Annotated in this window: 19 protein-coding genes and 1 riboswitch; of the genes, 14 read left to right on the top strand and 5 right to left on the bottom strand. The window is 53.7% G+C overall.

Annotated features, from left to right (window positions below; translation table 11 throughout):
* The first annotated feature begins 269 nt into the window (after positions 1 to 269).
* The 3 genes from metB (at position 270) to metF (ending at position 5024) form a co-directional block, all read left to right on the top strand.
* The gene (metB, locus tag J1779_RS05215; protein ID WP_217203029.1) at positions 270 to 1430 is read left to right on the top strand and encodes a cystathionine gamma-synthase; all 1161 of its coding nucleotides are present in this window, start codon (positions 270 to 272) and stop codon (positions 1428 to 1430) included.
* A gap of 2 nt (positions 1431 to 1432) precedes the next feature.
* On the top strand, positions 1433 to 3868 hold the full coding sequence (locus J1779_RS05210; RefSeq protein ID WP_217203028.1) for a bifunctional aspartate kinase/homoserine dehydrogenase II: 2436 nt from the start codon (positions 1433 to 1435) through the stop codon (positions 3866 to 3868).
* 247 nt (positions 3869 to 4115) lie between these two features.
* The gene (gene metF / locus J1779_RS05205; RefSeq protein WP_056774615.1) at positions 4116 to 5024 is read left to right on the top strand and encodes a methylenetetrahydrofolate reductase; all 909 of its coding nucleotides are present in this window, start codon (positions 4116 to 4118) and stop codon (positions 5022 to 5024) included.
* Between the two features lie 72 nt (positions 5025 to 5096).
* Here the strand turns inward: metF and ppc are convergent, their stop codons facing one another.
* Together ppc and argE are read right to left on the bottom strand one after the other, a co-directional pair.
* On the bottom strand, positions 5097 to 7742 hold the full coding sequence (ppc, locus tag J1779_RS05200) for a phosphoenolpyruvate carboxylase (RefSeq protein WP_056774619.1): 2646 nt from the start codon (positions 7740 to 7742) through the stop codon (positions 5097 to 5099).
* A gap of 301 nt (positions 7743 to 8043) precedes the next feature.
* Entirely contained in the window at positions 8044 to 9195 is a 1152-nt protein-coding gene (gene argE / locus J1779_RS05195; protein ID WP_122097075.1) for an acetylornithine deacetylase, read from the bottom strand.
* A 224-nt stretch (positions 9196 to 9419) separates the two neighbouring features.
* Here argE and argC point away from each other — a divergent pair, with 224 nt between their 5' ends.
* The 4 genes from argC (at position 9420) to argH (ending at position 14063) form a co-directional block, all read left to right on the top strand.
* On the top strand, positions 9420 to 10424 hold the full coding sequence (gene argC / locus J1779_RS05190) for an N-acetyl-gamma-glutamyl-phosphate reductase (RefSeq protein ID WP_056774624.1): 1005 nt from the start codon (positions 9420 to 9422) through the stop codon (positions 10422 to 10424).
* 131 nt (positions 10425 to 10555) lie between these two features.
* Complete coding sequence (argB, locus tag J1779_RS05185; protein WP_056774627.1) at positions 10556 to 11329, top strand: acetylglutamate kinase; 774 nt, start codon at positions 10556 to 10558, stop codon at positions 11327 to 11329.
* A 59-nt stretch (positions 11330 to 11388) separates the two neighbouring features.
* On the top strand, positions 11389 to 12612 hold the full coding sequence (locus tag J1779_RS05180) for an argininosuccinate synthase (protein WP_056774630.1): 1224 nt from the start codon (positions 11389 to 11391) through the stop codon (positions 12610 to 12612).
* 74 nt (positions 12613 to 12686) lie between these two features.
* Complete coding sequence (gene argH / locus J1779_RS05175; protein WP_056774633.1) at positions 12687 to 14063, top strand: argininosuccinate lyase; 1377 nt, start codon at positions 12687 to 12689, stop codon at positions 14061 to 14063.
* 146 nt (positions 14064 to 14209) lie between these two features.
* On the opposite strand, the gene J1779_RS05170 is transcribed toward argH, so the two are convergent.
* Positions 14210 to 14971 (bottom strand): glutathione peroxidase, encoded by a 762-nt coding sequence (locus J1779_RS05170; RefSeq protein ID WP_056774638.1) that lies wholly within the window; start codon positions 14969 to 14971, stop codon positions 14210 to 14212.
* Between the two features lie 160 nt (positions 14972 to 15131).
* On the opposite strand from J1779_RS05170, the gene oxyR reads away from it, so the two are divergent.
* Complete coding sequence (gene oxyR, locus J1779_RS05165; RefSeq protein WP_056774641.1) at positions 15132 to 16055, top strand: DNA-binding transcriptional regulator OxyR; 924 nt, start codon at positions 15132 to 15134, stop codon at positions 16053 to 16055.
* Here the strand turns inward: oxyR and sthA are convergent.
* Positions 16038 to 17438, bottom strand: coding sequence for a Si-specific NAD(P)(+) transhydrogenase (sthA, locus tag J1779_RS05160; RefSeq protein ID WP_217203027.1), 1401 nt, complete (start codon positions 17436 to 17438; stop codon positions 16038 to 16040). The two genes, oxyR and sthA, sit on opposite strands and share 18 nt — an antisense overlap.
* Positions 17439 to 17650: 212 nt before the next feature.
* Between sthA and fabR the strand changes: the two genes are divergently transcribed.
* From fabR to bglB, 4 genes are all read left to right on the top strand, one after another.
* Complete coding sequence (fabR, locus tag J1779_RS05155; protein WP_056774650.1) at positions 17651 to 18319, top strand: HTH-type transcriptional repressor FabR; 669 nt, start codon at positions 17651 to 17653, stop codon at positions 18317 to 18319.
* Entirely contained in the window at positions 18303 to 18659 is a 357-nt protein-coding gene (locus J1779_RS05150; protein ID WP_056774653.1) for a YijD family membrane protein, read from the top strand. The genes fabR and J1779_RS05150 overlap by 17 nt, the downstream gene beginning before the upstream one ends.
* A gap of 316 nt (positions 18660 to 18975) precedes the next feature.
* Positions 18976 to 20562, top strand: a complete 1587-nt coding sequence (locus tag J1779_RS05145; protein WP_056774658.1) for an MFS transporter — start codon at positions 18976 to 18978, stop codon at positions 20560 to 20562.
* A 25-nt stretch (positions 20563 to 20587) separates the two neighbouring features.
* Positions 20588 to 21727 (top strand): beta-galactosidase BglB, encoded by a 1140-nt coding sequence (gene bglB / locus J1779_RS05140; protein ID WP_217203026.1) that lies wholly within the window; start codon positions 20588 to 20590, stop codon positions 21725 to 21727.
* 75 nt (positions 21728 to 21802) lie between these two features.
* Here the strand turns inward: bglB and trmA are convergent, their stop codons facing one another.
* Positions 21803 to 22903, bottom strand: a complete 1101-nt coding sequence (gene trmA / locus J1779_RS05135) for a tRNA (uridine(54)-C5)-methyltransferase TrmA (protein WP_217203025.1) — start codon at positions 22901 to 22903, stop codon at positions 21803 to 21805.
* Between the two features lie 131 nt (positions 22904 to 23034).
* Positions 23035 to 23296, top strand: a riboswitch (cobalamin riboswitch).
* A gap of 71 nt (positions 23297 to 23367) precedes the next feature.
* Here trmA and btuB point away from each other — a divergent pair.
* Together btuB and murI are read left to right on the top strand one after the other, a co-directional pair.
* On the top strand, positions 23368 to 25248 hold the full coding sequence (btuB, locus tag J1779_RS05130; RefSeq protein ID WP_056774685.1) for a TonB-dependent vitamin B12 receptor BtuB: 1881 nt from the start codon (positions 23368 to 23370) through the stop codon (positions 25246 to 25248).
* The gene (gene murI / locus J1779_RS05125; RefSeq protein ID WP_056774671.1) at positions 25193 to 26074 is read left to right on the top strand and encodes a glutamate racemase; all 882 of its coding nucleotides are present in this window, start codon (positions 25193 to 25195) and stop codon (positions 26072 to 26074) included. Before btuB ends, murI begins: the two co-directional genes overlap by 56 nt.
* Positions 26075 to 26500 lie beyond the last annotated feature (426 nt).

Genomic DNA, 26500 nt, shown 5'->3' with positions numbered 1-26500 from the left:
CACTAAATAAATGTCCGTATTTAACAGGGTTATCTCACGATTTTCCCCGTGGCATTCTTCATTTTGTCGCCTGACGCAGGGCCGTGACCGGTTACCTGTGCGTCCGGGATCGGCCAGACATTCGCATAACGCCATAATTTTAGCGGGTATTGCTCTGTTGCTCAATCTATACGCAAAGAAGTTTAGATGTCCAGATGTATTGACGTCTATAACTCCGGGCGTTACTCTTTGTCATCTCACCCTTCGCACATCGCAGGAAGAAAAAGACTATGACGCACAAGCAAGCCACCATTGCCGTGGGCAGTGGCCTGAACAATGATCAGCAATATGGTTGTGTAGTTCCGCCAATCTCGCTTTCCAGCACCTACAACTTTGAAGATTTCAATCAGCCAAGGGCCCACGATTATTCACGCCGCGGTAATCCGACGCGTGATATTGCGCAGCGTGCGCTGGCCGATCTGGAAGGCGGTGCGGGCGCGGTACTGACCAGCAGTGGCATGTCTGCGATTCATCTGGTGTGTACGGTCTTTTTGAAACCCGGCGATTTACTGCTGGCCCCGCACGATTGTTACGGCGGCAGCTACCGTTTGTTTGACAGCCTGAGCAAGCGCGGCGCGTATCGCGTGCTGTTTGTCGATCAGGGCGATCCGCAGGCGCTGGCTGACGCGCTGAAGGAAAAACCGGCGCTGGTGCTGATCGAATCGCCAAGCAATCCGCTGTTGCGTGTGGTGGATATCGAGGCTATTTGCGCCGCCTCGCACGCAGCGGGTGCGTTAACGGTGGTGGATAACACCTTCCTCAGCCCGGCGTTGCAGAACCCGTTGCAGCTTGGCGCGGATTTAGTCGTCCATTCTTGTACTAAATATCTTAACGGGCATTCTGATGTGGTCGCCGGTACGGTAATATCTAAGACCGCTGAACATGCGACTGAACTGGCCTGGTGGGCGAATAACATCGGCGTGACGGCAGCGGCCTTCGACAGTTATCTGTTGTTGCGTGGCCTGCGTACTTTAACGGTGCGCGTGAAGCAGCAGCAGGAAAATGCGCTGGCGATTGTTGCCTATTTACAGAAGCAAACGCAGGTCAAAAAGCTGTATCATCCGTCGCTGCCGGAAAACCAGGGGCATGATATTGCCCGCCGCCAGCAACGCGGTTTTGGTGCCATGATCAGTTTTGAATTTAACGGTGATGAGGCGCAGCTGCGTCATTTCCTGAAAGAATTGAAGTTATTTACCCTCGCAGAATCCTTGGGAGGTGTCGAAAGCCTGATTTCTCATACCGCAACCATGACGCACGCGGGTATGGCGCCCGAAGCGCGTAAAGCCGCCGGGATTTCTGACAGCTTGCTCCGAATTTCTGTAGGTCTTGAAGACAGTGAAGATTTGATTGCTGATCTGGAACATGCATTCCAGTCAGTGGCAACGAGGTAAGTATGAATGCAATAGCGGTCGCAGCACCGGCGGGAAGCCGGCAGTTGCACAAATTTGGTGGCAGCAGTCTGGCCGACGTGAAATGTTATCTGCGCGTCGCAGGCATTATGGCCGAATACGCCAAACCGGGCGACATGATGGTTGTCTCGGCGGCGGGCAGCACCACTAACCAGCTGATCAGCTGGCTGAAGCTTAGCCAGACCGACAGGATTTCCGCGCATCAGGTCCAGCAGACGTTGCGCCGTTATCAGAGTGATTTGATTTCCGGCCTGCTGCCGCCGGAAATGGCCGAGCCGCTTATTGCTTCATTTATTCACGATCTCGAACGTCTGGCCGTGCTGCTCGACGGCAAGATCACCGATGCGATTTATGCCGAAGTGGTCGGCCACGGTGAAATCTGGTCTGCCCGACTGATGTCTGCGGTCTTGTGCAAACTCGAATTACCGGCAGCCTGGCTGGACGCGCGCGAATTCCTGCGTGCCGAACGCGCCGCGCAACCGCAGGTGGATGAAGGCCGTTCTTATCCGCTGCTGCAACAGCTTCTTGCACAACATCCTCAGCAATATCTGGTGGTCACCGGTTTTATCTCGCGTAATGACGCGGGGGAAACCGTGCTGCTTGGCCGTAACGGCAGCGACTATTCCGCCACACAAATCGGTGCACTGGCCGATGCCAGCCGCGTGACCATCTGGAGTGACGTCGCCGGTGTGTACAGTGCTGACCCGCGTAAGGTCAAAGATGCCTGTCTGCTGCCGTTGCTGCGTCTGGACGAAGCCAGCGAACTGGCGCGACTGGCCGCTCCGGTACTCCATACCCGCACTTTGCAGCCCGTTTCCGGCAGTGATATCGATTTGCAGCTGCGTTGCAGCTACCAGCCTGAGCAGGGCTCAACGCGTATTGAACGCGTGCTGGCGTCCGGCACCGGCGCGAAGATTGTCACCAGCCATGATGATATTTGCCTTATCGAAGTAGCGATCCCTTCCGGTCATGATTTTGGTCTGGCGCACAAAGACGTCGAGCTGTTGCTCAAGCGTGCGCAGGTCAAGCCACTGTGTACCGGTGTGCATCCCGACCGTAATTTACTGCAACTGTGCTACACCTCCGAAGTGGCGGGCAGTGCATTGCAGGTGCTGGAAGAGGCGGCACTTCCGGGGCGTCTGACGCTGCGGGAAGGGCTGGCGCTGGTGGCGCTGGTCGGTGCGGGCGTGTGTAAAAATCCGCTGCACAGCCATCGTTTCTATCAGGAAATGAAAGATCAGCCGGTCGAATTTATCTGGCAGGCCGAAGACGGCATCAGCCTGGTGGCTGTTCTGCGCGTCGGTCCGACGGCGCACCTGATTCAGGGGCTGCACAAAACGCTGTTCCGCGCTGAAAAACAAATCGGTCTGATGCTGTTTGGTAAAGGCAATATCGGCTCACGCTGGCTGGAGCTGTTTGCCCGTGAGCAAAAGAACATTTCTGCGCGCAGCGGTTTTGAATTTGTGCTGGCCGGTGTGGTGGACAGTAAACGCAGCCTGCTCAATTACGAAGGTCTTGACGCCAGTCGCGCGCTGGCCTTCTTTGATGATGAATCTCAGGCACACGACGAAGAGTCGCTGTTCCTGTGGATGCGTGCGCACCCTTATGACGATCTGGTGGTGCTGGATGTGACAGCCAGCGCTGAACTGGCGGATCAGTATCTCGATTTCGCCAGCTACGGTTTCCACGTGATCAGCGCCAATAAGCTGGCGGGTGCGTCTGACAGCAATAAATACCGTCAGATCCGTGATGCGTTTTCCAAAACCGACAGCCATTGGTTGTACAACGCCACCGTCGGCGCGGGTTTACCGGTCAACCATACGGTGCGTGATTTACGCGAAAGCGGCGACAGTATTCTGGCGATCAGCGGCATTTTCTCCGGCACGTTATCCTGGTTGTTCCTGCAATTTGACGGCACGTTGCCTTTCACTGAACTGGTGGATTTGGCGTGGCAGCAGGGGCTGACCGAGCCGGATCCGCGCGATGATTTATCCGGGCAGGACGTCATGCGCAAGCTGGTGATTCTGGCGCGTGAGGCGGGATATGACATCGAGCCGACGCAGGTTCGCGTTGAATCTCTGGTCCCGGCAGACTGTGCCACCGACTCGGTCGATCAGTTCTTTGAAGATGGCGAGGCGCTGAATCAGCAGATGTTGCAGCGTCTGGAAGCTGCCCGTGAAATGGGGCTGGTGCTGCGCTACGTGGCGCGTTTCGATGCTAACGGCAAAGCACGCGTCGGCGTTGAAGCCGTGCGTGAAGACCATCCGCTGGCGTCTCTGCTACCGTGCGATAACGTCTTTGCCATCGAAAGCCGCTGGTATCGCGACAACCCTCTGGTCATCCGCGGGCCGGGTGCCGGGCGTGATGTTACCGCAGGTGCGTTACAGTCAGACCTTAACCGCCTGACGCAACTTCTGTAATCCTTTGCTGCTTCCCCTCCCGGGAGGGGAAGCAGTGAAAAACCTCTACTTTTCCTCATCTTCCCCACAGCACCTTTTCACCAAAGTGAAATTCTTTCAGTTTGCGTGAAGATTAATCATCCTCTGCCATCATTTTAACGTTGACACCTTGTCCGCTTTCCGTCATTTTCTATCTATACGTTTAGACGTCCAAACGTCTATCATAACGAACCATAATAAAAACGCAGTGATCCATGAGGTAGTGTTTATGAGCTTTTTCCACGCAAACCAGCGCGAAGCGCTGAATCAAAACCTGGCAGAGTTGCAGGGTCAGATTAACGTCTCTTTCGAATTTTTCCCGCCACGAACCAGCGAGATGGAAGACACGTTGTGGAGCTCAATTGACCGCCTGAGCAGCCTCAAACCGAAGTTCGTTTCGGTGACTTACGGGGCAAACTCCGGTGAGCGCGACCGCACGCACAGCATCATCAAAGGCATTAAAGAACGCACCGGTCTGGAAGCGGCGCCGCACCTGACCTGTATTGATGCCAGCCGTGATGAACTGCGCCAGATTGCGCAGGATTACTGGCAGAGCGGTATCCGCCATATTGTGGCGCTGCGCGGGGATTTACCTGCTGGCGGCGGCAAGCCGGACATGTACGCGACCGATCTGGTGCATTTGCTGAAAGAAGTCGGCGACTTTGATATCTCCGTGGCGGCTTATCCGGAAGTGCATCCCGAAGCCAAAAACGCGCAGTCTGATCTGATTAACCTGAAACGTAAAATTGACGCCGGTGCAAACCGCGCCATTACCCAGTTCTTTTTCGACGTGGAAAGCTACCTGCGTTTTCGCGACCGCTGCGCCGGGCAGGGCATTGATGTGGAGATCGTGCCGGGGATCCTGCCGGTTTCCAACTTCAAACAGCTGACCCGCTTTGCCACCATGACCAACGTGCGCGTGCCTCACTGGATGAACAGCATGTTTGAAGGGCTGGATGACGATGCCGAAACCCGCAAAATGGTCGGCGCGAATATCGCGATGGACATGGTAAAAATCCTCAGCCGCGAAGGGGTGAAAGACTTCCACTTCTATACCCTGAACCGTGCAGAAATGAGTTACGCGATTTGTCATACGCTGGGTGTGCGCCCTGAAGTGGCCGTACCGGTTCGCGCTTAATCTTTTTACCCGGAACTGAATACAAAAAACCCGCGAATTCGCGGGTTTTTGCTTTCCTGCTTTTAGCAGCCACTAACCGGTATTACGCATACCTGCGGCCACGCCGGCAATTGTCACCATCAATGCCTGTTCGATGTTCGCATCCTGTTTGCCGTCTTTTTCCAGCTCGCGGGAACGGTGCAGCAGTTCAGCCTGCAGCACGTTCAGCGGATCGGTATAGACGTTACGCAGGGCTATAGATTCGGCAATCCACGGCAAATCTTCCATCAGATGATCGTCGTTGGAAATCGCCAGAATCACTTTGATGTCGCTGGCTAACTGATCACGCAATTGCTGACCGAGCGGCCACAACTCTTTTTCCACCAGGCGGTGATCGTAGTATTCGGCCAGCCACAGGTCAGCTTTCGCAAACACCATTTCCAGCATCCCGATACGGGTGGAGAAGAACGGCCAGTCGCGGCACATGGTTTCCAGCTCATCACGTTTCCCGCCATCCACCACGGCCTGTAAACCGGCACCAGCGCCCAGCCAGGCTGGCAGCATCAGACGGTTTTGCGTCCAGGCGAAGATCCACGGAATGGCACGCAGGCTTTCAACGCCGCCGCTGGCTTTACGTTTCGCCGGGCGTGAACCCAGTGGCAGTTTCGCCAGTTCCTGCTCAGGTGTGGCGGCGCGGAAGTAAGGCACGAAGTCTTTGTTCTCACGCACGTAACCGCGGTACATCTTGCAGGAGACGTCAGACAGTTGCTCCATGATATCCACCCAGGCTTGTTTCGGCTCAGGCGGTGGCAACAGGTTGGCTTCCAGGATCGCAGAGGTATAAAGCGCCAGGCTGCTGATGGTGACTTCTGGCAAACCGAATTTGAAGCGGATCATTTCGCCTTGTTCGGTCACGCGCAGGCCGCCTTTCAGGCTGCCCGGAGGCTGAGACAGCAACGCTGCCTGTGCCGGTGCACCGCCACGGCCGATAGAACCGCCGCGTCCGTGGAACAGGGTCAGTGCGATACCGGCTTTTTCGCAGGTTTTGATCAGTGCATCCTGCGCGCGGTATTGCGCCCATGATGCCGCCATCACGCCCGCGTCTTTTGCGGAGTCGGAATAGCCAATCATCACCATCTGTTTGCCCTGAATGAAACCGCGATACCAGTCGATGCTCAGCAACTGCTTCATCACGTCGTCGGCGTTATTCAGGTCGTCGAGCGTTTCGAACAGCGGCGCGACAGGCATCGGGAACGGGCAACCGGCTTCTTTCAGCAGCAGATGCACCGCCAGCACGTCAGACGGCGTGCGCGCCATTGAGATGACATACGCCGCAATCGAGCCTTCCGGCGCTTCGGCGATGACCTGACAGGTATCCAGCACTTCTTTGGTATCGGCGCTCGGTTCCCAGTGACGCGGGACCAGCGGGCGCTGCGAATTCAGTTCGCGGATCAGGAAAGCCTGTTTGTCAGACTCCGACCAGCTCTCGTAATCGCCGAGCCCCAGATAACGGGTAATTTCGGCAATCGCATCGGTATGACGTGTACTTTCCTGACGCACGTCGATACGCACTAACGGTACGCCGAAGCAGCGCACGCGGCGCAGGGTGTCCAGCAACTGACCGTTAGCGATAATGCCCATGTTGCAGGCCTGCAGCGACTGATAGCAGGCGTACAGCGGCGCCCACAGCTGGTCGTTTTTCACCAGTAAATCGTGCGGACGCGTGACACGTTCGCCTTTCAGGCGTGCTTCCAGATAGACCTGAGTTGAGGTCAGCTGCGTGCGCAACTGCTTCATGATTTCACGGTACGGCTCAATGATGTCTTTACCGCCGGCCAACTCGCGCAGCTCTGGCGTACATTCGGTCATCGACAGTTCCGACACCAGCACTGCGATGTCGCGCAGGAACAGGTCGGTGGCTTTCCAGCGGCTCAGCAGCAGAACGTGGCGGGTGATATCGGCGGTGACGTTCGGATTACCGTCGCGGTCACCCCCCATCCAGGAAGTGAAACGCACCGGCACGGCTTCCACCGGCATTTTATAATCCAGTGAGGTTTCCAGCTGTTCGTTCAGCTCGCGCAGGAACGCCGGAACGCCTTCCCACAGGCTGTTTTCGACCACTGCAAAACCCCATTTCGCTTCATCAACCGGAGAAGGGCGGTTCTTGCGGATTTCGTCGGTGTGCCATGACTGCGCAATCAGCTGACGCAGGCGGCGCATAATTTGTTTACGTTCGTAATCGGCCAGATCGTTGTGGTCGAGCTGTTTGAGGCAGTTATTCACTTCGACCAGTTTGTGGATCAGCGTACGGCGGGCGATTTCGGTCGGGTGCGCGGTCAGAACCAGTTCAATAGAAAGCTGGTCAACGGCATCGCGTAATTGCTGGTCAGAGAGATTCTTTGATTTCAGACGATCGAACAACAGCGCCAGCGCTTCAGGATTACTGGCGGCTTCGCCGTGCGGCGAAATGCTGTGATATTGCTCTGCCACGTTGGCTAAATTCAGGAACTGACTGAATGCGCGGGCAACCGGTAACAATTCATCATTAGAAAGATTTTGCAGCGTTGACAGTAATTCCTGACGATCCGCTTCGTTTCCGGCGCGGGAGGATTTCGACAGTTTACGGATTTGCTCAACGCGATCGAGGATATGTTCTCCCAACGTATCTTTGATCGTATCGCCCAGCAGTTTACCTAACGTACTGACATTACTTCGCATTGCGGAATATTGTTCGTTCATATCACCTCTGACCCGTTCTCTCGTTTAATTTTTATATTCTGTAAATAACTTTCACCCGTCAGGCATTCTTGCCCCGTTCACCCTGCCAACCTGGCCACACTTTTTAAAAGCAGCACTTGTTTTAACCCAAAAACCCCCGATCACTCACGTGAAAAATGGTCTTTTTGGCAATGTCGCTGAAATTTAATTACATCAGCGACGATATCAGTTTGGCTAATCCACGTTTGCTGACCTGATTTGTACAGTAGCAAAGGGCGCCCCTGAGCGCCCTGATTGTTTGTTCATCAACCCTGATTCAGGATCAGTGATAACAGAAGTGATGCACAACCTGAGTGATCAACTCGCGTGTCGGTTTAATGAACGCGGTATCGATATATTCATCTGGCTGATGTGCCTGATCGATTGAACCCGGACCCAGCACCAGCGTCGGGCACAACTCCTGAATAAAGGGAGCTTCCGTGCAGTAGTTAACGATTTCGGTTTCCACGCCCAGCAACTTCTCAACCACCTGCACCAGCGGATGATCCGGCGGGCATTCATATCCCGGGATCGGCGGATGCAGTTCCTCAACCACCAGACGGCCGGGCCAACGCTGACTCACCGGCTCCAGCGCCTCATTTAGCAGGCCGTTGATTTCGGACAGCGTCAGGCCGGGTAACGGACGGATATCCATATGCATTTCGCAGCAGGCGCAAATACGGTTTGGCGCATCGCCGCCGTTGATGTAACCAAAATTCATGGTCGGGTACGGGATCACGAAACCACTGTGGTTGTAACGCGTTTTCAGGGTATTGCGCAGGGTCATTAAATGGGTAATCGACTCATGCATCAGTTCAATCGCGTTCACGCCGCGCGCCGGATCGCTGGAATGACCGGACTGGCCGGTGATACGAATGGCGTTTGATAAATGCCCTTTGTGCGCACGAACGGGCTTGAGTGACGTCGGTTCGCCGATGATGGCGCAGTCAGGACGGATTTTGGCATTTTGGGAAAAATAGCTCGCACCGGCCATGGTCGTTTCTTCATCGGCGGTCGCTAAGATATACAGCGGTTTAGTCAGTTTGGTGAGATCGACGTCGCGCAGTGAATCGAGGATAAAGGCGAAGAAACCTTTCATATCGGCGGTACCCAAACCGTAGAGCTTATTTTCATGCTCGGTCAGGGTGAAAGGATCGCGCGTCCAGCGGCCATCATCAAACGGCACGGTGTCGGTATGACCGGCCAGCAGTAAACCGCCAGCGCCTTCGCCAGTGCTGGCTAACATATTGAATTTGTTTCGGGTTCCCGGAACAGGTTGCACTTCAACCTTAAAGCCTAAATCGCCGAACCAGCCTGCCAGTAAGTTGATTAGCGTTTCATTGCTCTGGTCCAAAGCCGCATCGGTTGCGCTGATGGAAGGGGTTGCGATTAACGCCCGGTAGAGCTCAATAAAAGGAGGTAATTTCATCTTCACTGTTGACAGCCTTTAGTTAGGGTAGTATTCATATTCATGCAATAATTGTGAATAAAAATACAATAAGCCAGCGCGTAAGGAAACCGGAAAAAATTCCGCGTTAGTCAAAACGACACGGCTGAATCTCGCGGGTGAGCGGCGTACAACGCGGTGACCACCTGTTACCTGTTGAAGTCCCTGTATCGCAAAGCCATACAGATAAGTTGAGAAGGTGAACAGACCCTATGTTGAATACGCTGATTGTTGGTGCCACAGGCTATGCCGGAGCTGAACTCGCTGCTTACCTGAATCGCCACCCACATATGAACATAACCGGTTTAACGGTTTCAGCGCAAAGTGCAGATGCAGGAAAATTGCTTTCTGATTTGCATCCTCAATTAAAAGGTATTGTCGATCTGCCTGTTTTGCCGCTGACGGATGTTGCCGGTGCGGCAAAAGGTGTCGATGTCGTGTTTCTGGCGACCGCGCATGAAGTCAGCCACGATCTGGCGCCGCAGTTTCTGGCGGCCGGTTGTGTGGTGTTTGACCTGTCCGGTGCCTTTCGCGTCAGCAAACCTGAGTTTTACACCGAATTCTACGGCTTTGAGCATCAGCACCTCGATTTGCTCGACAGCGCCGTGTACGGCCTGGCCGAATGGCAGGCAGACAAACTGAAAGACGCGCAGCTGATTGCCGTGCCGGGTTGTTACCCGACGGCGTCACAGCTGGCGCTGAAACCACTTATCGAAAACGGTTTGCTCAATGACAGCCAGTGGCCGGTGATTAACGCGACCAGCGGCGTCAGCGGCGCAGGCCGTAAAGCCACGCTCGGCAACAGCTTCTGCGAAGTCAGCCTGCAACCTTACAAACTTTTCAGCCACCGTCATCAGCCTGAAATCGCAGAGCATCTCGGCGTGCCGGTCATTTTCACTCCGCATCTGGGTAACTTCCCACGCGGTATTCTGGCGACCATCACCTGCCGTCTGAACGCGGGTGTGACGGAGCAGGACGTGGCGGAAGCCTTCCACAATGCGTATCACGATAAACCGCTGGTGCGTCTTTACACCAAAGGCGTTCCGGCGCTGAAAGACGTGGTCGGATTGCCGTTCTGTGACATTGGCTTTGCAGTGAAAGGTGAACATCTGATTGTGGTGGCGACGGAAGACAACGTGCTGAAAGGCGCGTCGGCGCAGGCGGTGCAGTGTATGAATATCCGTTTCGGTTTCCCTGAGACGCAATCACTGCTTTAACAATCAGTTAGATTGTCAGTAAACAGAAAACAACCGTCCCTGAGCGTTTATTCAGATGCGCAGGGATGTTAGATTAAATTAAACGTATTGTTATTAATTAACATAATCAACCGGTCGGGGCGTAAACAGCTATGAATCCGTTAGTCATCAAATTGGGTGGTGTGTTGCTGGATAATGAAGAAGCGCTTGAGCGTCTGTTCATGGCGGTCGTCGCTTATCGTCAGGAATATCAGCGCCCGCTGGTCATCGTCCACGGTGGCGGCTGCCTGGTGGATGAGCTGATGAAAAAGCTGAATCTGCCGGTGGTAAAGAAGGCCGGTCTGCGCGTCACGCCAGCCGACCAGATTGATATTATTACCGGTGCACTCGCCGGGAGCGCCAACAAAACGCTGCTGGCGTGGGCGGTCAAAAATCACATTAACGCGGTCGGCCTGTCTCTGGCCGACGGCGGTACGGTCAGCGTGACCCAGCTGGATGAATCTCTGGGCTTCGTCGGTAAAGCCGAAGCGGGTAATCCGGCGCTAATCACGACGCTGACCGACGCAGGCTATCTGCCGATTGTCAGCTCCATCGGCATCACCGCAACCGGTGAGCTGATGAACGTCAACGCCGATCAGGCGGCGACGGCGCTGGCCGCCACGCTGGGCGCAGATTTGATTCTGCTGTCAGACGTCAGCGGTATCCTCGACGGCAAAGGTCAGCGTATTCCTGAAATGAGCGCGGAACGTGCTGAACAGCTGATCGATCAGGGCATCATCACCGACGGCATGATCGTCAAAGTTCACGCTGCGCTGGACGCCGCACGTTCTCTCGGACGTCCGGTTGATATCGCCAGCTGGCGTCACGCCGAGCAATTGCCGGCACTGTTTAACGGCGTCGCGATCGGAACACGCATTCTGGCGTAGTTCACTATCGACACGTTTAAAACCCATTGGATTAATTGAATTTTTTGAAGGAAATCATCATGGCAGCAACTCAAGGCATTAAGAAAATTGTTCTGGCTTACTCCGGCGGTCTGGACACCTCAGCGATCATTCCATGGCTGAAAGAAAACTATGGCGACTGCGAAGTGGTCGCGTTCGTGGCTGATATCGGTCAGGAACGTGCCGATCTGGAAGGCATCGAACAAAAAGCGCTGCGTACCGGTGCATCTGAATGCCACGTGGTTGACCTGCGTGAAGAGTTCATCAAAGACTACGTGTATCCGGTGCTGAAATCCGGCGCACTGTACGAAGGCAGCTACCTGCTGGGGACGTCAATGGCACGTCCGTTGATTGCTAAAGCTCAGGTTGAACTGGCGCTGAAAGTGGGTGCCGATGCCCTGTGCCACGGCGCGACAGGTAAAGGTAACGACCAGGTGCGTTTCGAAACGACGTACACCGCGCTGGCACCACAGCTGAAAGTGGTCGCTCCGTGGCGTGAGTGGGACTTACGTTCCCGTGAAGCGCTGCTGGATTACCTGAAAGAACGTAATATCCCGACCACCGCGTCTCTCGAAAAAATCTACAGCCGTGACGAAAACGCATGGCACATTTCCACCGAAGGCGGCGTGCTGGAAAGCCCGTGGAATGCAGCAAACAAAGATTGCTGGGCATGGACTGTTGCGCCGGAAGACGCACCGGATCAGGCTGAAACGGTGACCGTGAAAGTGGCTAAAGGTGAAGTTGTTGCCGTTAACGGCGTCGAACTGAGCCCGTTCCAGTGCCTTGAAGCGCTGAACGTACTGGGCGTGAAACACGGCATTGGTCGTATCGATATCGTGGAAAACCGTCTGGTGGGCATTAAATCCCGCGGTTGCTACGAAACGCCAGGAGGCACCATCATGATGGCTGCGCTGCGTGGCGTTGAGCAACTGGTGCTGGATCGCGACAGCTTCAAATGGCGTGAGCAGCTCGGCCACGAAATGTCCTACGTGGTGTACGATGGTCGCTGGTTCGCACCGCTGCGTGAATCTATTCAGGCAGCCACGGATTCCCTGGCGCAAGACGTTAACGGTGAAGTGGTGATCAAACTCTACAAAGGCACTGCGACAGCGATTCAGAAACAATCGCCAAACAGCATGTATTCGGAAGAGTTCGCGACCTTCGGCGAAGACGAAGTGTACGATCACAGCCACGCGGGCGGCTTCATCCGTCTGTTCTCTCTGTCTTCACGCATTCGTGCTTTGAACGAAAAGAAAAAACAATAAGCGCAGGGTTTGTCGGATTGATAACAGGGCGCAGCATGCTGCGCCCTTTTGCATAACATTTCAGGAGCAGGAAAATGGCACTTTGGGGCGGACGTTTTACACAGGCAGCGGATCAACGGTTTAAAGAACTGAATGACTCACTGCGTTTTGACTACCGGCTGGCAGAGCAGGATATCGTGGGCTCAGTGGCCTGGTCCAAAGCACTGGTGACCGTCAACGTTTTAACGGCTGACGAGCAGATCCAGCTGGAAGACGCGCTGACCGTGCTGCTGGAAGAAGTCCGTGCCAATCCCCGCGCTATTTTAGCCAGCGATGCCGAAGACATTCACAGCTGGGTCGAAGGGAAGCTGATCGACAAAGTCGGTAATCTTGGCAAAAAACTGCATACCGGCCGCAGCCGTAATGATCAGGTCGCGACCGACATCAAACTGTGGTGCAAAGCGCAGGTGGTTGAACTGGGCGAGGCGCTGCATCATTTACAGCAGGCGCTGGTCGCCACGGCAGAAGCCAATCAGGACGCCGTGATGCCGGGTTATACCCACCTGCAACGCGCCCAGCCGGTGACCTTTGCGCACTGGTGCATGGCGTACGTGGAAATGCTGGCGCGTGATGAAAGCCGCCTGAAAGATACCCTGACCCGTCTGGACGTCAGCCCGCTGGGTTGTGGCGCACTGGCGGGTACCGCCTATCCGATGGATCGCGAACAACTGGCTGGCTGGTTAGGTTTTGCATCAGCAACCCGTAACAGCCTCGACAGCGTGTCCGACCGCGACCACGTGCTGGAACTGCTTTCTAACGCGGCCATCAGCATGGTGCATCTTTCCCGTTTCGCCGAAGACCTGATCTTCTTCAACACCGGTGAAGCGGCGTTTATCGATTTGTCCGACCGCGTGACGTCGGGTTCCTCCCTGATGCCGCAGAAGAAAAACCCGGACGCGCTGGAACTGATCCGTGGCAAATGTGGCCGCGTGCAAGGCGCGCTGACCGGCATGATGATGACCATGAAAGGTCTGCCGCTGGCGTACAACAAAGACATGCAGGAAGATAAAGAAGGGCTGTTCGACGCGCTCGACACCTGGATGGATTGCCTGAACATGGCATCGCTGGTGCTGGACGGTATTCAGGTGAAACGCCCGCGTGCCAAAGAAGCTGCGCAGCAAGGCTATGCCAACTCCACCGAACTGGCGGATTATCTGGTCGCCAAAGGCGTTCCGTTCCGTGAGGCGCACCATATTGTGGGTGAAGCGGTCGTCGAAGCGATTCATCAGGGCAAAGCGCTGGAAGAATTGCCGCTGGCAGATTTGCAGAAATTCAGCAGCACGATCGGCGATGACGTTTACGCCATTCTCGAACTGCAATCCTGCCTCGACAAACGTGCCGCCAAAGGCGGTGTTTCTCCGCAGCAGGTCGCGCTGGCGATTGCTGATGCGAAAGCGCGTTTGGGCTTGTAAACCTGAGCATCTTCCCTTCTGAAGGGAAGATGCAATAAAAAAAGGCGGACCCAGGGTCCGCCGAAAGTTCACGTAGTCATACTTGCTTATTGTTGGTAATGCAGGGATTTCTTGTCTTACTTCTTACAATCAATGGCTGTCGAAAATTATTGTGCCACGGCACACACTTCTTCAGTTTCTGAATGGAGGTAAACCTCCAGGTCGTCACTTCCCCCGATGTGGCGTCCACCGATAAAGACTTGCGGCACTGTCGCACGGCCGGTCACGGCGCGCAGGCTGACGGTAGTGGCGTCTTTACCTAATACAATTTCTTCGTACTGAATACCGCGTTCCTGCAACATCTGTTTGGCTTTGGCACAGAACGGACAGCCCGGTTTAGTGAACACGGAGACGGATTCCTGCACTTTATATTCTGGTGCCAGGTATTTCAGCATGGTGTCAGCATCAGACACTTCAAACGGGTCGCCCGGTTTGTTTGGCTCAACGAACATTTTCTCGACCACGCCGTTACGAACCAGCATGGAATAACGCCATGAACGCGGACCGAAACCTAAATCGGCTTTCTCGACCAGCATGTTCATTCCTTTGGTGAATTCACCGTTACCGTCCGGAATGAAGGTAATGTTGGCGGCGCTTTGTTCCGCTTTCCACGCGTTCATCACAAAGGTGTCATTCACGGAAACGCACAGAATGCTGTCTACGCCGTGGCTTTTGAACACCGGAGCCAGCTCGTTGTAACGCGGCAGATGGCTGGATGAACAGGTCGGGGTAAAGGCACCCGGCAGTGAAAAGAGAATCACTGTTTTATTTTTAAACAGCTCGTCAGTGGTGAGATCTACCCATTTGTCGCCCTGACGGGTATGAAAAGTAACGTGTGGAACCTGCTTCCCTTCCTGGCTTGCAAACATGAATAACCTCTTAATTAATCTATGAAATGGATAATTTTTACGGCGGTGCCGTTTCGATGGGGGGCATTATTAACGATTGTGGTTGATAGATATAATCGTTGGTTGCTATCTTATCTATCGTTAACGGCTATCGCATTGCCTATGAGGGATTGGGGGAAAAATGAACATTCGTGATTTAGAGTATCTGGTAGCACTGGCTGAGTTCCGCCACTTCCGCCGCGCCGCAGATTCCTGCCACGTCAGTCAGCCTACGCTGAGCGGGCAAATCCGTAAGCTTGAAGATGAGCTTGGCGTCATGTTGCTGGAAAGAACCAGCCGTAAAGTGCTGTTCACTCAGGCCGGTTTATTACTTGTCGATCAGGCCCGCACGGTCTTGCGTGAAGTAAAAGTGCTCAAAGAGATGGCGAGTCAGCAGGGGGAAGCGATGTCAGGGCCGATGCACATCGGTCTTATCCCGACTGTCGGGCCGTACCTGCTGCCGCAAATTATCCCTACCCTGCACAAAACCTTTCCAAAGCTGGAGATGTACCTGCACGAAGCGCAAACCCATCAGTTGCTGGCGCAACTCGACAGCGGGAAGCTCGATTGTGCCATTCTGGCGCTGGTAAAAGAGAGCGAAGCGTTTATCGAAGTGCCGCTGTTTGACGAGCCGATGAAGCTGGCGATCTACGACGATCATCCGTGGGCATCCCGCGATCGCGTGGCGATGGCCGATCTGGCGGGTGAAAAATTGCTGATGCTGGAAGACGGCCACTGTCTGCGTGATCAGGCACTCGGATTCTGCTTCCAGGCGGGTGCCGATGAAGATACCCACTTCCGCGCCACCAGTCTGGAAACTCTGCGAAACATGGTGGCGGCAGGAAGCGGGATTACGCTGCTGCCTTCACTGGCCGTACCGCGTGAGCGCAGCCGTGATGGGGTGACTTATCTGACGTGTGACAAACCGGAACCGCGCCGTACGATTGCGCTGGTTTATCGTCCCGGTTCGCCACTGCGCGGGCGTTACGAACAGCTGGCCGAAGCCATTAAAGAGCACATGCAGGCTTACTGGGATAGCGCCGCCGCGTTAAAAAAGGCGGTTTAATCCGTTAAGTGCTGCCACGCGATAGGCTTCTGCCATGGTCGGATAGTTGAAGGTGGTATTGACGAAATACTCGATAGTATTACCTTCGCCTTTCTGTTCCATGATGGCCTGTCCGATGTGGATGATTTCAGCCGCACGCTCACCGAAACAGTGAATACCAAGGATTTCCTTGGTTTCACGGTGGAACAGTAATTTCAGGCTGCCCACGTTCATCCCGGCGATTTGTGCACGGGCCAGATGTTTGAACTGTGCACGGCCTACTTCGTACGGCACTTTCATCGACGTCAGTTCCTGCTCGGTTTTACCCACCGAACTGATCTCCGGAATGGTGTAAATGCCGGTCGGAATGTTTTCGATCAGATGTACTTTGGCTTCGCCCTGGATCATCGCCTGTGCGGCAATGCGCCCCTGATCGTAAGCCGCGGAAGCCAGACTTGGGTAACCAATCACATCACCGACGGCATAAATATGCGACAGTGCGGTCTGATACATGCTGTTCACTTTCAGCAGACCACGACTGTCAGCTTCCAGACCGATGTTTTCCAGACCGAGCTTGTCGGTGTTGCCGGTGCGTCCGTTAGCGTAAAGCAGGGCGTCGGCTTTCACTTTCTTACCGGATTTCAGGTGCATGATCACCCCATCTTCCACGCCTTCAATCTTCTCGAACTCTTCGTTGTGGCGGATAACGACGCCGTTATTCCAGAAGTGATAAGAAAGCGCGTCTGACATTTCCTGATCAAGGAATGACAGCAGGCGATCACGGGTGTTGATCAGATCCACTTTGACGTTCAGACCGCGGAAGATCGACGCATATTCGCAGCCGATAACACCCGCACCGTAGATAATGACGTGGCGGGGCTCGTGGCTGAGTTCGAGGATTAAATCGCTGTCATAAATGCGCGGATGACCAAAATCGACGTTGGCCGGGCGGTAAGGGCGCGAGCCACAGGCGATGACGATGTTGTCAGCGGTAATCTGTTCATGCGTGCCGTCGGCGTAGCGGATGCTGATGGTATTGGCATCGACAAAACTGGCGTCGCCGGAAAACAGCTGGCACTGGTTTCTTTCATAGAAACCCTGGCGCATAAGGGTTTGCTGGTTAATGACAGAATCCGCATGGCGCAAGATATCCGGGAAACTGGAGCTCATTGTGCGGGAATTATCGCTGTAGAGCGGATTTTGGTTAAATTCGATGATTCTGCTAACGGCGTGACGCAGTGCTTTGGAAGGGATGGTGCCCCAGTGTGTACAACCGCCACCGACGTTGTTATAGCGTTCGATGACAGCAACTCTGGCGCCTTGTTTAACCAGTCCCATCGCGGCGCCTTCTCCGCCAGGGCCTGAGCCAATGATGATGGCATCAAAATGTGAGTGCTGTTGCATTGTTCGAAACCTATTTTTATACAAAATCACAACGAGAAAGTAACATATTACACCTATTCACCCCACATGCGGTTGTCATTTAATGGGAATGTTGCAACATTCAGACCCACTTTATGCTGTGGTTTCTATGACTCGGACCGATAAAAATTTTGGTATAGTGAAACGAAATCGGGCGAACAACTAAAAAGAAGAACACTATCCGGATGAAGGTTATGGGAGTCAGAGCACAACAAAAAGAGCGTACGCGTCGCACGCTGATTGAGGCGGCTTTTAGCCAGCTCAGCGCCGAGCGTAGCTTTGCCAGTCTGAGTTTACGCGAGGTTTCGCGTGAAGCAGGCATTGCACCGACGTCCTTTTACCGGCACTTCCGGGATGTGGATGAGCTGGGGCTCACGATGGTCGATGAGAGCGGTCTGATGCTACGACAGCTGATGCGTCAGGCGCGTCAGCGTATCGCCAAGGGCGGCAGCGTGATCCGCACCTCTGTCTCCACGTTTATGGAGTTTATCGGCAACAACCCGAACGCCTTCCGTCTGTTACTGCGTGAACGTTCCGGGACGTCGTCGGCGTTTCGTGCCGCCGTCGCCCGTGAAATTCAGCATTTCATTGCGGAACTTGCCGACTATCTGCAACTCGAAAACCATATGCCGCGCAGTTTTACCGAAGCGCAGGCTGAAGCCATGGTCATCATCGTGTTTAACGCCGGCGCGGAAGCGCTGGATGTCGACCTCGCACAGCGCCGCCAGCTTGAAGAACGTCTGGTGCTGCAACTGCGAATGATTTCCAAAGGCGCATATTACTGGTATCGCCGTCAGCAGGAACGCACGGCGGTCACGTCGATTAATAAGACCCGAGGTAAAGAAGATGACCGAACAAGCTAACCAGGATAATGGCACTCTGGTTTTAGCATTGATTGCCGGGCTGTCGATCAGCGGCACGTTTGATGCATTGTTTAGCGCCGTCGTCGCGTTTTCGATTTTCCCGATTATTGCTCTGGTGTTAGCGGTGTACTGTTTGCACGTTCGCTATCACAAAGGTGAAATGCCAAAAGGGTTGCCGGTACTGTCCGCGGCCTGTTTCCTTCTTGGCCTGCTGCTGTACAGCACAATCGTTCGTGCGGAATACCCTGAATTGGGTTCAAACTTTCTGCCGTCGCTGATCTGCGTTGTACTGGTATTCTGGATTGGACTGAAGCTGAAAAAGCGCAAGTCATCGACGTAAACACCGCCACAGTTTCACCGTCTTTTAAGGCAATCCACGGATTGCCTTTTTATCTTTCACCTCGCGTCATTCCCTTTCCCGCCTGACAATTTCAGGATCATTTAATGAACTGTCATTTCATTAATATCAAACCCATGTTCAATATTTAGATGTAGATCGCCTACTTCTTCATTTCTTTGCCATAAAGTGCATCCGGGTGGCAAAAACCAAAAGGTTTTCACACTGTCTCCTCGCTAATTTGAATCATGGCCGGACGAAGTCGTTTCGTTCGCATTCAGCCTAGGCCTAAAAGTGATTTAACAGGGGCAAGACGGCAATGAAAACACGTAAGATCGGATTCTTTACCTACATCGCTTATGGTTCCGGCGATTTTCTCGGTGCGGGTACCACTGCACTGACCGCAGCCTGGCTGCTGTATTTCTACACCACGTTTTGCGGGCTTTCGCCCATCCAGGCGACTTTCATTTTCGCCACCGCGCGCGTGGCCGATGCGGTGCTCAGTCCGCTGATGGGTTATCTCACGGATAACTTCGGCAACACCTGGCTCGGCAAGCGTTTTGGGCGTCGTAAGTTCTTTATTCTGCTCGGTATTCCCTGCGTCTTCAGCTACAGCTTTATGTGGGTGGGCGAAATGGGATACGTCTATTATCTGCTGACTTATCTGCTGTTCGATATCGTCTACACCATGATTCTGGTGCCGTATGAAACACTGGTGCCGGAAATGACCGATGATTTCAAACAGAAAACCAAATTCTCAGGGGCGCGTATCGCGCTGGCACAGTTGTCGGCCATCCTCGCCGCCTTCCTGCCGGGTATTTTGTTGCAGCATTTCGGCAAAGATAACGCCATTTCTTTCTTCTATTCGAGTCTGGTCTTCGCGGTGATTTGTTCACTGGTGCTGACGCTGGTGTATTTCTTTACCTGGGAACGCCCGGAAGAGCTTAAATCCGAAGCAACGAAAAAAATCGAGCGCGAACGTCAGCAACTGACGCTGGGACAAAGCCTGAAACGCCTGAAAGTCGAATTGTCTTCGACGCTGCGCATCAAGATTTTCCGCCAGCATCTCGGGCTTTATCTTGGGGGTTACATCGCGCAGGACGTGTTTAACGCCGTGTTCACTTATTACGTGGTGTTCGTTCTGATGCAAAGCGCCTCCGTGGCCTCAAACCTGATGGGCATGATGGCGATTCTGCAGTTTGTGGCGGTTATCGGGATGATCCCGCTGTGTATCCGCTTCGGACCTGCACCGTCTTATCGTCTGGCTGTGACGCTGTTCGGGCTGGCCGCAATTTCTTACGGCGGTCTGTACTACGCCGGTATGAATGATTCGATGTCACTGTTGTTGCTGATTTCCGCGCTGGCCGGTCTGGGACGTGGCGGTATCAACTATGTGCCGTGGAATATCTACACCTATATCGCTGACGTGGATGAAACCATCACCGGCCAGCGCCGCGAAGGGATTTTCGCTGGCGTCATGACGCTGACCCGCAAAGCCTCTCAGGCTGGTGCCGTTATGCTGGTAGGGATAATTCTGCAACTGGCCGGGTTTGTTTCCGGACAGAGCCAGCAGGTACCTGCGGTCGGCCACACCATTCTGGGTGTGCTGGTGATCGGTTCACTGCTGATGCTCAGCATGGGCTTTATCATTTCATTGTTCTTCCGCCTGAATCAGAAAACGCACGGCGTACTGACCCGCGAAACGCACAAAATGCGTGAAGCTAACCGCATCGTGCCGGAGCAAATCACACCGCAAGACCGCGCCACCGTCGAAATGCTGACAGGGATGAAATACGAATCTCTGTGGGGCAATAACAATATCGGTTATCTGCATCGCAATAACCCGCCACCTGAAAAGCTGACCCGTGAAAATACCGCTGAAATGCCGGTTCAGGGACGTTTGTAAAATTTTGAATTCACAGGAGAACGCCATGAAAGTTTTTGAAGTTAAACACAGTGCCTTGCTGCGACAGCCTGAACATTTCATTTCACGTAATGAACTGAAAGCGCTGATCCACAACGTGACCAACAATCTGGTGAATATCGAAGATAAAACCGGGGAATTCCTGTTGCGCCTCGACGATGGCCGCGTGATTGACACCAAAGGCTGGGCAGGCTGGGAATGGACGCACGGCATCGGGCTTTACGGGATTTATCAGTATTATCAGCAGACCGGCGACGAAAAAATGCGCGCGGTAATCGACGACTGGTTTACGGCCCGCCTGGCAGAAGGCACGCCGACCAAAAACGTCAATACCATGAGTCCGTTCCTGACGCTGGCGTATCGTTATGAGGAAACCGGCAATGAAGCCTGGCGCCCTTATCTGGAACGGTGGGCGGAATGGGTGATGCATGAAATGCCGCGCACTGACAAAGGCGCAATGCAGCACATCGTTTATAACAACGAAAACTATCAGCAGATGTGGGATGACACGCTGATGATGAGCGTGCTGCCGCTGGCAAAAATCGGCAAATTGCTCGACCGTCCCGAGTATGTTGAAGAGGCGACGTACCAGTTTTTGGTTCATGTGCAATATCTGATGGATCGTGAAACCGGCCTGTGGTTCCACGGCTGGACCTTCGACGGTCATCATAACTTTGCGCAGGCCCGCTGGGCGCGCGGCAACAGCTGGCTGACGATTGCCATTCCGGAATTCCTCGAACTGGTGGATTTACCGGAGAACAACGCGACACGCCGCTATTTGTTACAGGTGCTGGAAAGCCAGGTCAGCGCGCTGGCGAAATGTCAGGATGACAGCGGCTTATGGCATACGCTGCTCGACGATCCGCAGTCCTATCTGGAGAGTTCGGCCACTGCCGGTTTTGCGTACGGTATTTTGAAGGCGGTGCGTAAACGTTATATCGATGCGTCTTATGCGCCGGTGGCGGAGAAAGCCATTCAGGGAGTGATCAAACACATCAATCCGGCCGGGGAACTGACGCAAACCTCATTCGGCACGGCGATGGGGAATGATCTCGATTTCTACCGTGAAATAGCTCTGACCTCAATGCCTTACGGGCAGGCGATGGCGATCCTTTGCCTGTCAGAATATCTGCGCGTCTATTTGTAATACTGACGGTCTTAGAACGACAGAAATAAAAACGGGCACGCCGAGGTGCCCGTTTTGCATTTCAGTTTCTCGTGATCAGATTTTTTCCAGCAGTACGCCGGATTCCATATGGTGGGTGTACGGGAACTGATCAAACAGTGCGAGACGCGTCACTCGGTGCGTTTTGCTCAGCGTTTCCAGATTCGCGCACAGCGTTTCCGGATTGCAGGAGATGTAAAGAATACGGTCGTAGCCCGCCACCATCTTCACGGTTTCATCATCCAGCCCGCTGCGTGGTGGATCGACAAAAATGGTGTTGCACTCGTATCCGCTTAAATCGACATCCTGCAAGCGACGGAATTCACGCACGCCGTTCAGCGCCTGTGTGAAATCTTCGGCCGCCATGCGGATGATCTGCACGTTATCAATATGGTTTGCTGCAATGTTGAATTGCGCGGCGGCGACGGAAGGCTTGGCGATTTCAGTCGCCAGCACGCGGCGGAAGTTGCGGGCCAGAGCCAGCGAAAAGTTGCCGTTACCGCAATACAACTCCAGCAAATCGCCGGTCGAGTTTTCTGTGGCCTTCAGCGCCCATTCCAGCATCTGAATATTCATCTCAGCGTTTGGCTGCGTGAAGCTGTTTTCCACCTGACGGTAAATCATATCGCGGCCCGCTACCGGCAGAACCTCATCGATATAATCCTGATCGAGCATGATTTTGGTTTTCGCGGCTCGGCCAATCAGCTGGATATCAAACCCATCTGCGCGTAGCTGGTCGCGCAGGGCGGTCGCCGCCTGCTGCCATTCGTCATCAAGCTTACGGTGGTAAAGCAGCGAGGCAATGATTTTGCCGCTGCGGGTTGAGAGATAGTCGATCTGGAAGATCTTACGGCGCAATGCCGGATCTTGCTTAACAGCCGCGATCAGCACCGGCATCAGGCGGTTAATCAGCTCACTGGCTGCCGGGAACTGGTCCACGCGCACGCGGGCTTTGGTCTGCTGATCAAACATAATGTGGTACAGGTCGCCCTCATCGTGCCAGACGCGAAATTCCGCGCGCATCCGATAATGGCTGACCGGTGAACGGAACACGTCAACCTGCGGCGCATGAAAAGGCGACATCATCGCCGTGAGACGTGCGGTCTTTTCCGCCAGCTGGTCGTCGTATTGTTCAATGGGCAGGTTTTCAGGCGTCATCGTTTATCTCGTCTAACTGGGGTAAATGGGCGTACTTTGCGGGGGATTTTAGGGAATGCCACTGCAAAGTCCAGCCTTGTGTCGTTTTGAGTCCTCCGGGGATACGGATGTCTGGATTTCCAAATAGGTTGATCGTAGGATTGCCGTTCGGCCTCATGACTGAGTTAAAAGGGAATCCGGTGTGAATCCGGAACTGGCGCGCAGCGGTATGGGGAATTCACGGCGATCGCATTCTTGATGATGCAGACACTGTTTCTTCTTTCTCTCTTTATATAAAGAAGAGAAGAGGAAATGGGAAGTCATCGCCCGGTGCGGGTATGTTCAATTCATTAGACGTAATTAATGAGCCTGCAAATCCTAAGTCCGAAGACCTGCCGATGTTACGTCGCATTAATCATCGTCGTCGCGAAATAACGCCGGTGATCCTCTGCGGCATCCGCCAATTAAGTTTGGATGCTCAATTCATGACAATTAAAAAGCACGTGCTGTTGACGGCATTATCCGTCACGGCTTTTTCAGGGTGGGCGCAAGACAGCACTTCCACAAACAGCAGCAGCGATAACCTGGTCGTCACGGCTAACCGTTTTCCACAACCCGTCTCTTCAGTGCTGGCATCGGCTGACGTGGTGACGCGTGAAGATATCGACAGATGGCAGTCAACTTCCGTCGCCGATGTATTACGGCGTTTACCAGGTGTGGATATCGCGCAAAACGGCGGTATGGGGCAGCAGACCTCTTTATTCGTTCGTGGTACCAACTCCAGCCACACCCTGGTATTAATCGACGGTGTGCGTCTTAATCAGGCCGGTATTTCTGGCGCGGCTGATATTAGCCAAATTCCCCTCTCGCTGGTTCAGCGTATTGAATTCATACGCGGGCCGCGTTCTGCCGTGTACGGTTCGGATGCCATCGGCGGTGTCATCAATATTATTACCACGCGTGATAAATTAGGGACGACATTGACAGCCGGTATGGGATCTAACGGCTATCAGACCTATGACGGCTCAACTCAGCAGAAACTGGGTGAGAGTACGGTTCTGACACTGGCGGGTAACTATACCTACACCAGGGGCACCGACGTGGTCGCCAACTTGCCGGATAACTATGGCAATCCGCGTCAGCCAGACCGCGATGGTTTCATGAGCAAAACGATTTGGGCCGGGCTTGAGCACCAGTTCAATGAGCAGTTCAGTGGTTTTGCCCGCGCTTACGGTTTTGATAACAGAACCGCTTATGACGGCACCTACAGCTATGCCGATCCGGCCCATTTTGATGCATTGCCGGATACGCGTCAGTTATACAGCCGCACTTACGACACCGGGTTACGTTTCCAGCAGGGTATCTACGCGACTGAGCTCAGCGGCAGTTACAGCAACACCAAAGATTATAACTACGATCCGAAATACGGCCCGTATTCCGCCTCGGCCACGCTTGATGATTCTGATCAGTACAACCTGCAGTGGGGAAACACATTCCAGGTTGGGCAGGGCACCGTCAGCGCAGGGGCTGACTGGCAAAAACTCAGCACCCAGCCAGGCACCAACTACATTACTGATGGTTATACCCAGCGAAATACCGGTGTGTATGTCACAGCCCAACAGAAGGTGAGCGACTTCACTCTCGAAGGGGCAGTGCGTAATGATGATAACTCAGAGTTTGGCTCGCATGGCACCTGGCAAAGCAGTGCTGCCTGGGAGTTCATCGACGGATACCGCTTCATCGCATCCTATGGCACCGCTTTCAAAGCACCGAATTTTGGGCAACTCTACGGAAGCTTTGGCGGTAACCCGGACCTGAAACCCGAAGAAAGTAAAGAGTGGGAAGGGGCGCTGGAAGGTTTAACCGGCCCGCTTAGCTGGCGTTTGTCTGCGTACCGTAATGACATTGATCAGATGATCAGTTACTACAATCAGCAGCAAGGCTATTACAACGTTGATAAAGCAACGATCAAAGGGGTCGAATGGACCGGTAATTTCGACACCGGCCCTCTGCATCACAGTGTGACGCTTGAATATCTTGACCCAAGAAATGCTGAGACGAATGAAATCTTGCTGCGTCGTGCCAAACAGCAGGCGAAATATCAGCTGGACTGGACGGTGGCTGATTTTGACTGGTCTATCAACTATCAGTATCTGGGTGAACGCTACGACACTAACTTTAATACCAACGAGAATGTGAGACTCGGTGGCGTGAGTCTGTGGGATCTGGCGGTGTCATATCCTGTGACGTCACATCTGACCGTTCGTGGTAGAATTGCCAACCTCTTAGATAAAGATTACGAGACGGTTTATGGCTACGAAACACCAGGACGTGAATACTATCTCACTGGAAGCTATACCTTCTGATACAACTCAAGTTCCTGATCGCCCGACGGTGCTGGTTTTCGATTCCGGCGTCGGCGGGTTGTCGGTATATCACGAGGTCCGGCAGATGTTGCCGGACCTGCACTATATCTACGCTTTTGATAACGTCGCCTTCCCTTACGGCGAGAAATCCGAAGAGTTCATCGTCGAACGCGTGGTCGAGATTGTCACCGCGGTCGCGAAACGTCATCCTCTCTCTATTATCGTCATTGCCTGTAACACCGCGAGCACCGTCTCCCTGCCTGCATTGCGTGCCAAATTCAGCTGCCCGGTCGTCGGCGTTGTGCCCGCTATCAAACCCGCAGCTAAGTTGACGCGTAATGGCGTTGTCGGATTGCTGGCGACGCGGGCGACGGTACAACGCCCTTATACGCATGATCTGGTCGCACGGTTTGCGACAGACTGTCAGATTCTGATGCTGGGTTCGGCGGAGCTGGTTGAACTGGCCGAAGCGAAGCTACATGGCCAAGAGGTTGCCCTGACGGCGTTGAAGAAAATCCTCCATCCGTGGCTGCGTTTGCGCGAGCCGCCTGACACGGTGGTGTTAGGCTGCACGCATTTCCCGTTGCTTAGCGAAGAACTCGCACAGGTCTTACCCGACGGCACGCGCATGATCGATTCCGGTTCTGCCATTGCACGCCGCGCGCACTGGCTCATTGAGACGTCACATGTGCCGATTCCGCAGAAAAAAGCCGATGTAGAAATTGAGAGTGTTGCTTACTGCATGGCGATGACAATAGAGGCCCGAAGTTTACTGCCTGTTTTACAGTCATATGGCTTCAGAAGTATCCAGGAATTGCCGCTTTAAACGTCATTTGGTGAAAGAATCAGCGGTCGGAAAATTATTTGTATTTTAGGGGTTGCGGCCTTCTGAGAACTCCCTATAATGCGCCTCCACTGACCGGGAACAACGACTGAGAAGTCGCTCGGACAGGAAGAGAAAAAGATGAAAGTTCGAATGAATAATCTCTTGACTCTTCAGCGGGAAAACGTAATATACGCCTCCCGCGCCGCATAAGATTCCTTGCGAACTGCGGCATGCTCTTTAACAATTTATCAGACAATCTGTGTGGGCACTCACAAGACGATATCAGCCACCTCGGTGGCAAAAAATATCAAGTCTTAAAGAGTGACCAAGCAGTAATTCATTTAGTTGAATTATTACGAAAGTTAATTTTTGAGCATCGCTTAACTTGTTTAAGCAAATCGAACTTTTAATTGAAGAGTTTGATCA

Source organism: Rahnella rivi, assembly GCF_019049655.1.
GTDB lineage: Bacteria > Pseudomonadota > Gammaproteobacteria > Enterobacterales > Enterobacteriaceae > Rahnella > Rahnella rivi.
The sequence above is the reverse complement of the archived record's forward strand: the minus strand, read 5'-3'. Positions and strand labels throughout refer to the sequence as shown.

Excerpts from the sequence above, each read along its gene's own strand:
- metB (WP_217203029.1), top strand. The coding sequence starts at position 270 with ATGACGCACAAGCAAGCCACCATTGCCGTGGGCAGTGGCCTGAACAAT.
- J1779_RS05210 (WP_217203028.1), top strand. The coding sequence starts at position 1,433 with ATGAATGCAATAGCGGTCGCAGCACCGGCGGGAAGCCGGCAGTTGCAC.
- metF (WP_056774615.1), top strand. The coding sequence starts at position 4,116 with ATGAGCTTTTTCCACGCAAACCAGCGCGAAGCGCTGAATCAAAACCTG.
- ppc (WP_056774619.1), bottom strand. The coding sequence starts at position 7,742 with ATGAACGAACAATATTCCGCAATGCGAAGTAATGTCAGTACGTTAGGT.
- argC (WP_056774624.1), top strand. The coding sequence starts at position 9,420 with ATGTTGAATACGCTGATTGTTGGTGCCACAGGCTATGCCGGAGCTGAA.
- argB (WP_056774627.1), top strand. The coding sequence starts at position 10,556 with ATGAATCCGTTAGTCATCAAATTGGGTGGTGTGTTGCTGGATAATGAA.
- J1779_RS05180 (WP_056774630.1), top strand. The coding sequence starts at position 11,389 with ATGGCAGCAACTCAAGGCATTAAGAAAATTGTTCTGGCTTACTCCGGC.
- argH (WP_056774633.1), top strand. The coding sequence starts at position 12,687 with ATGGCACTTTGGGGCGGACGTTTTACACAGGCAGCGGATCAACGGTTT.
- J1779_RS05170 (WP_056774638.1), bottom strand. The coding sequence starts at position 14,971 with ATGTTTGCAAGCCAGGAAGGGAAGCAGGTTCCACACGTTACTTTTCAT.
- oxyR (WP_056774641.1), top strand. The coding sequence starts at position 15,132 with ATGAACATTCGTGATTTAGAGTATCTGGTAGCACTGGCTGAGTTCCGC.
- sthA (WP_217203027.1), bottom strand. The coding sequence starts at position 17,438 with ATGCAACAGCACTCACATTTTGATGCCATCATCATTGGCTCAGGCCCT.
- fabR (WP_056774650.1), top strand. The coding sequence starts at position 17,651 with ATGGGAGTCAGAGCACAACAAAAAGAGCGTACGCGTCGCACGCTGATT.
- J1779_RS05150 (WP_056774653.1), top strand. The coding sequence starts at position 18,303 with ATGACCGAACAAGCTAACCAGGATAATGGCACTCTGGTTTTAGCATTG.
- J1779_RS05145 (WP_056774658.1), top strand. The coding sequence starts at position 18,976 with ATGAAAACACGTAAGATCGGATTCTTTACCTACATCGCTTATGGTTCC.
- bglB (WP_217203026.1), top strand. The coding sequence starts at position 20,588 with ATGAAAGTTTTTGAAGTTAAACACAGTGCCTTGCTGCGACAGCCTGAA.
- trmA (WP_217203025.1), bottom strand. The coding sequence starts at position 22,903 with ATGACGCCTGAAAACCTGCCCATTGAACAATACGACGACCAGCTGGCG.
- btuB (WP_056774685.1), top strand. The coding sequence starts at position 23,368 with ATGACAATTAAAAAGCACGTGCTGTTGACGGCATTATCCGTCACGGCT.
- murI (WP_056774671.1), top strand. The coding sequence starts at position 25,193 with ATGGCTACGAAACACCAGGACGTGAATACTATCTCACTGGAAGCTATA.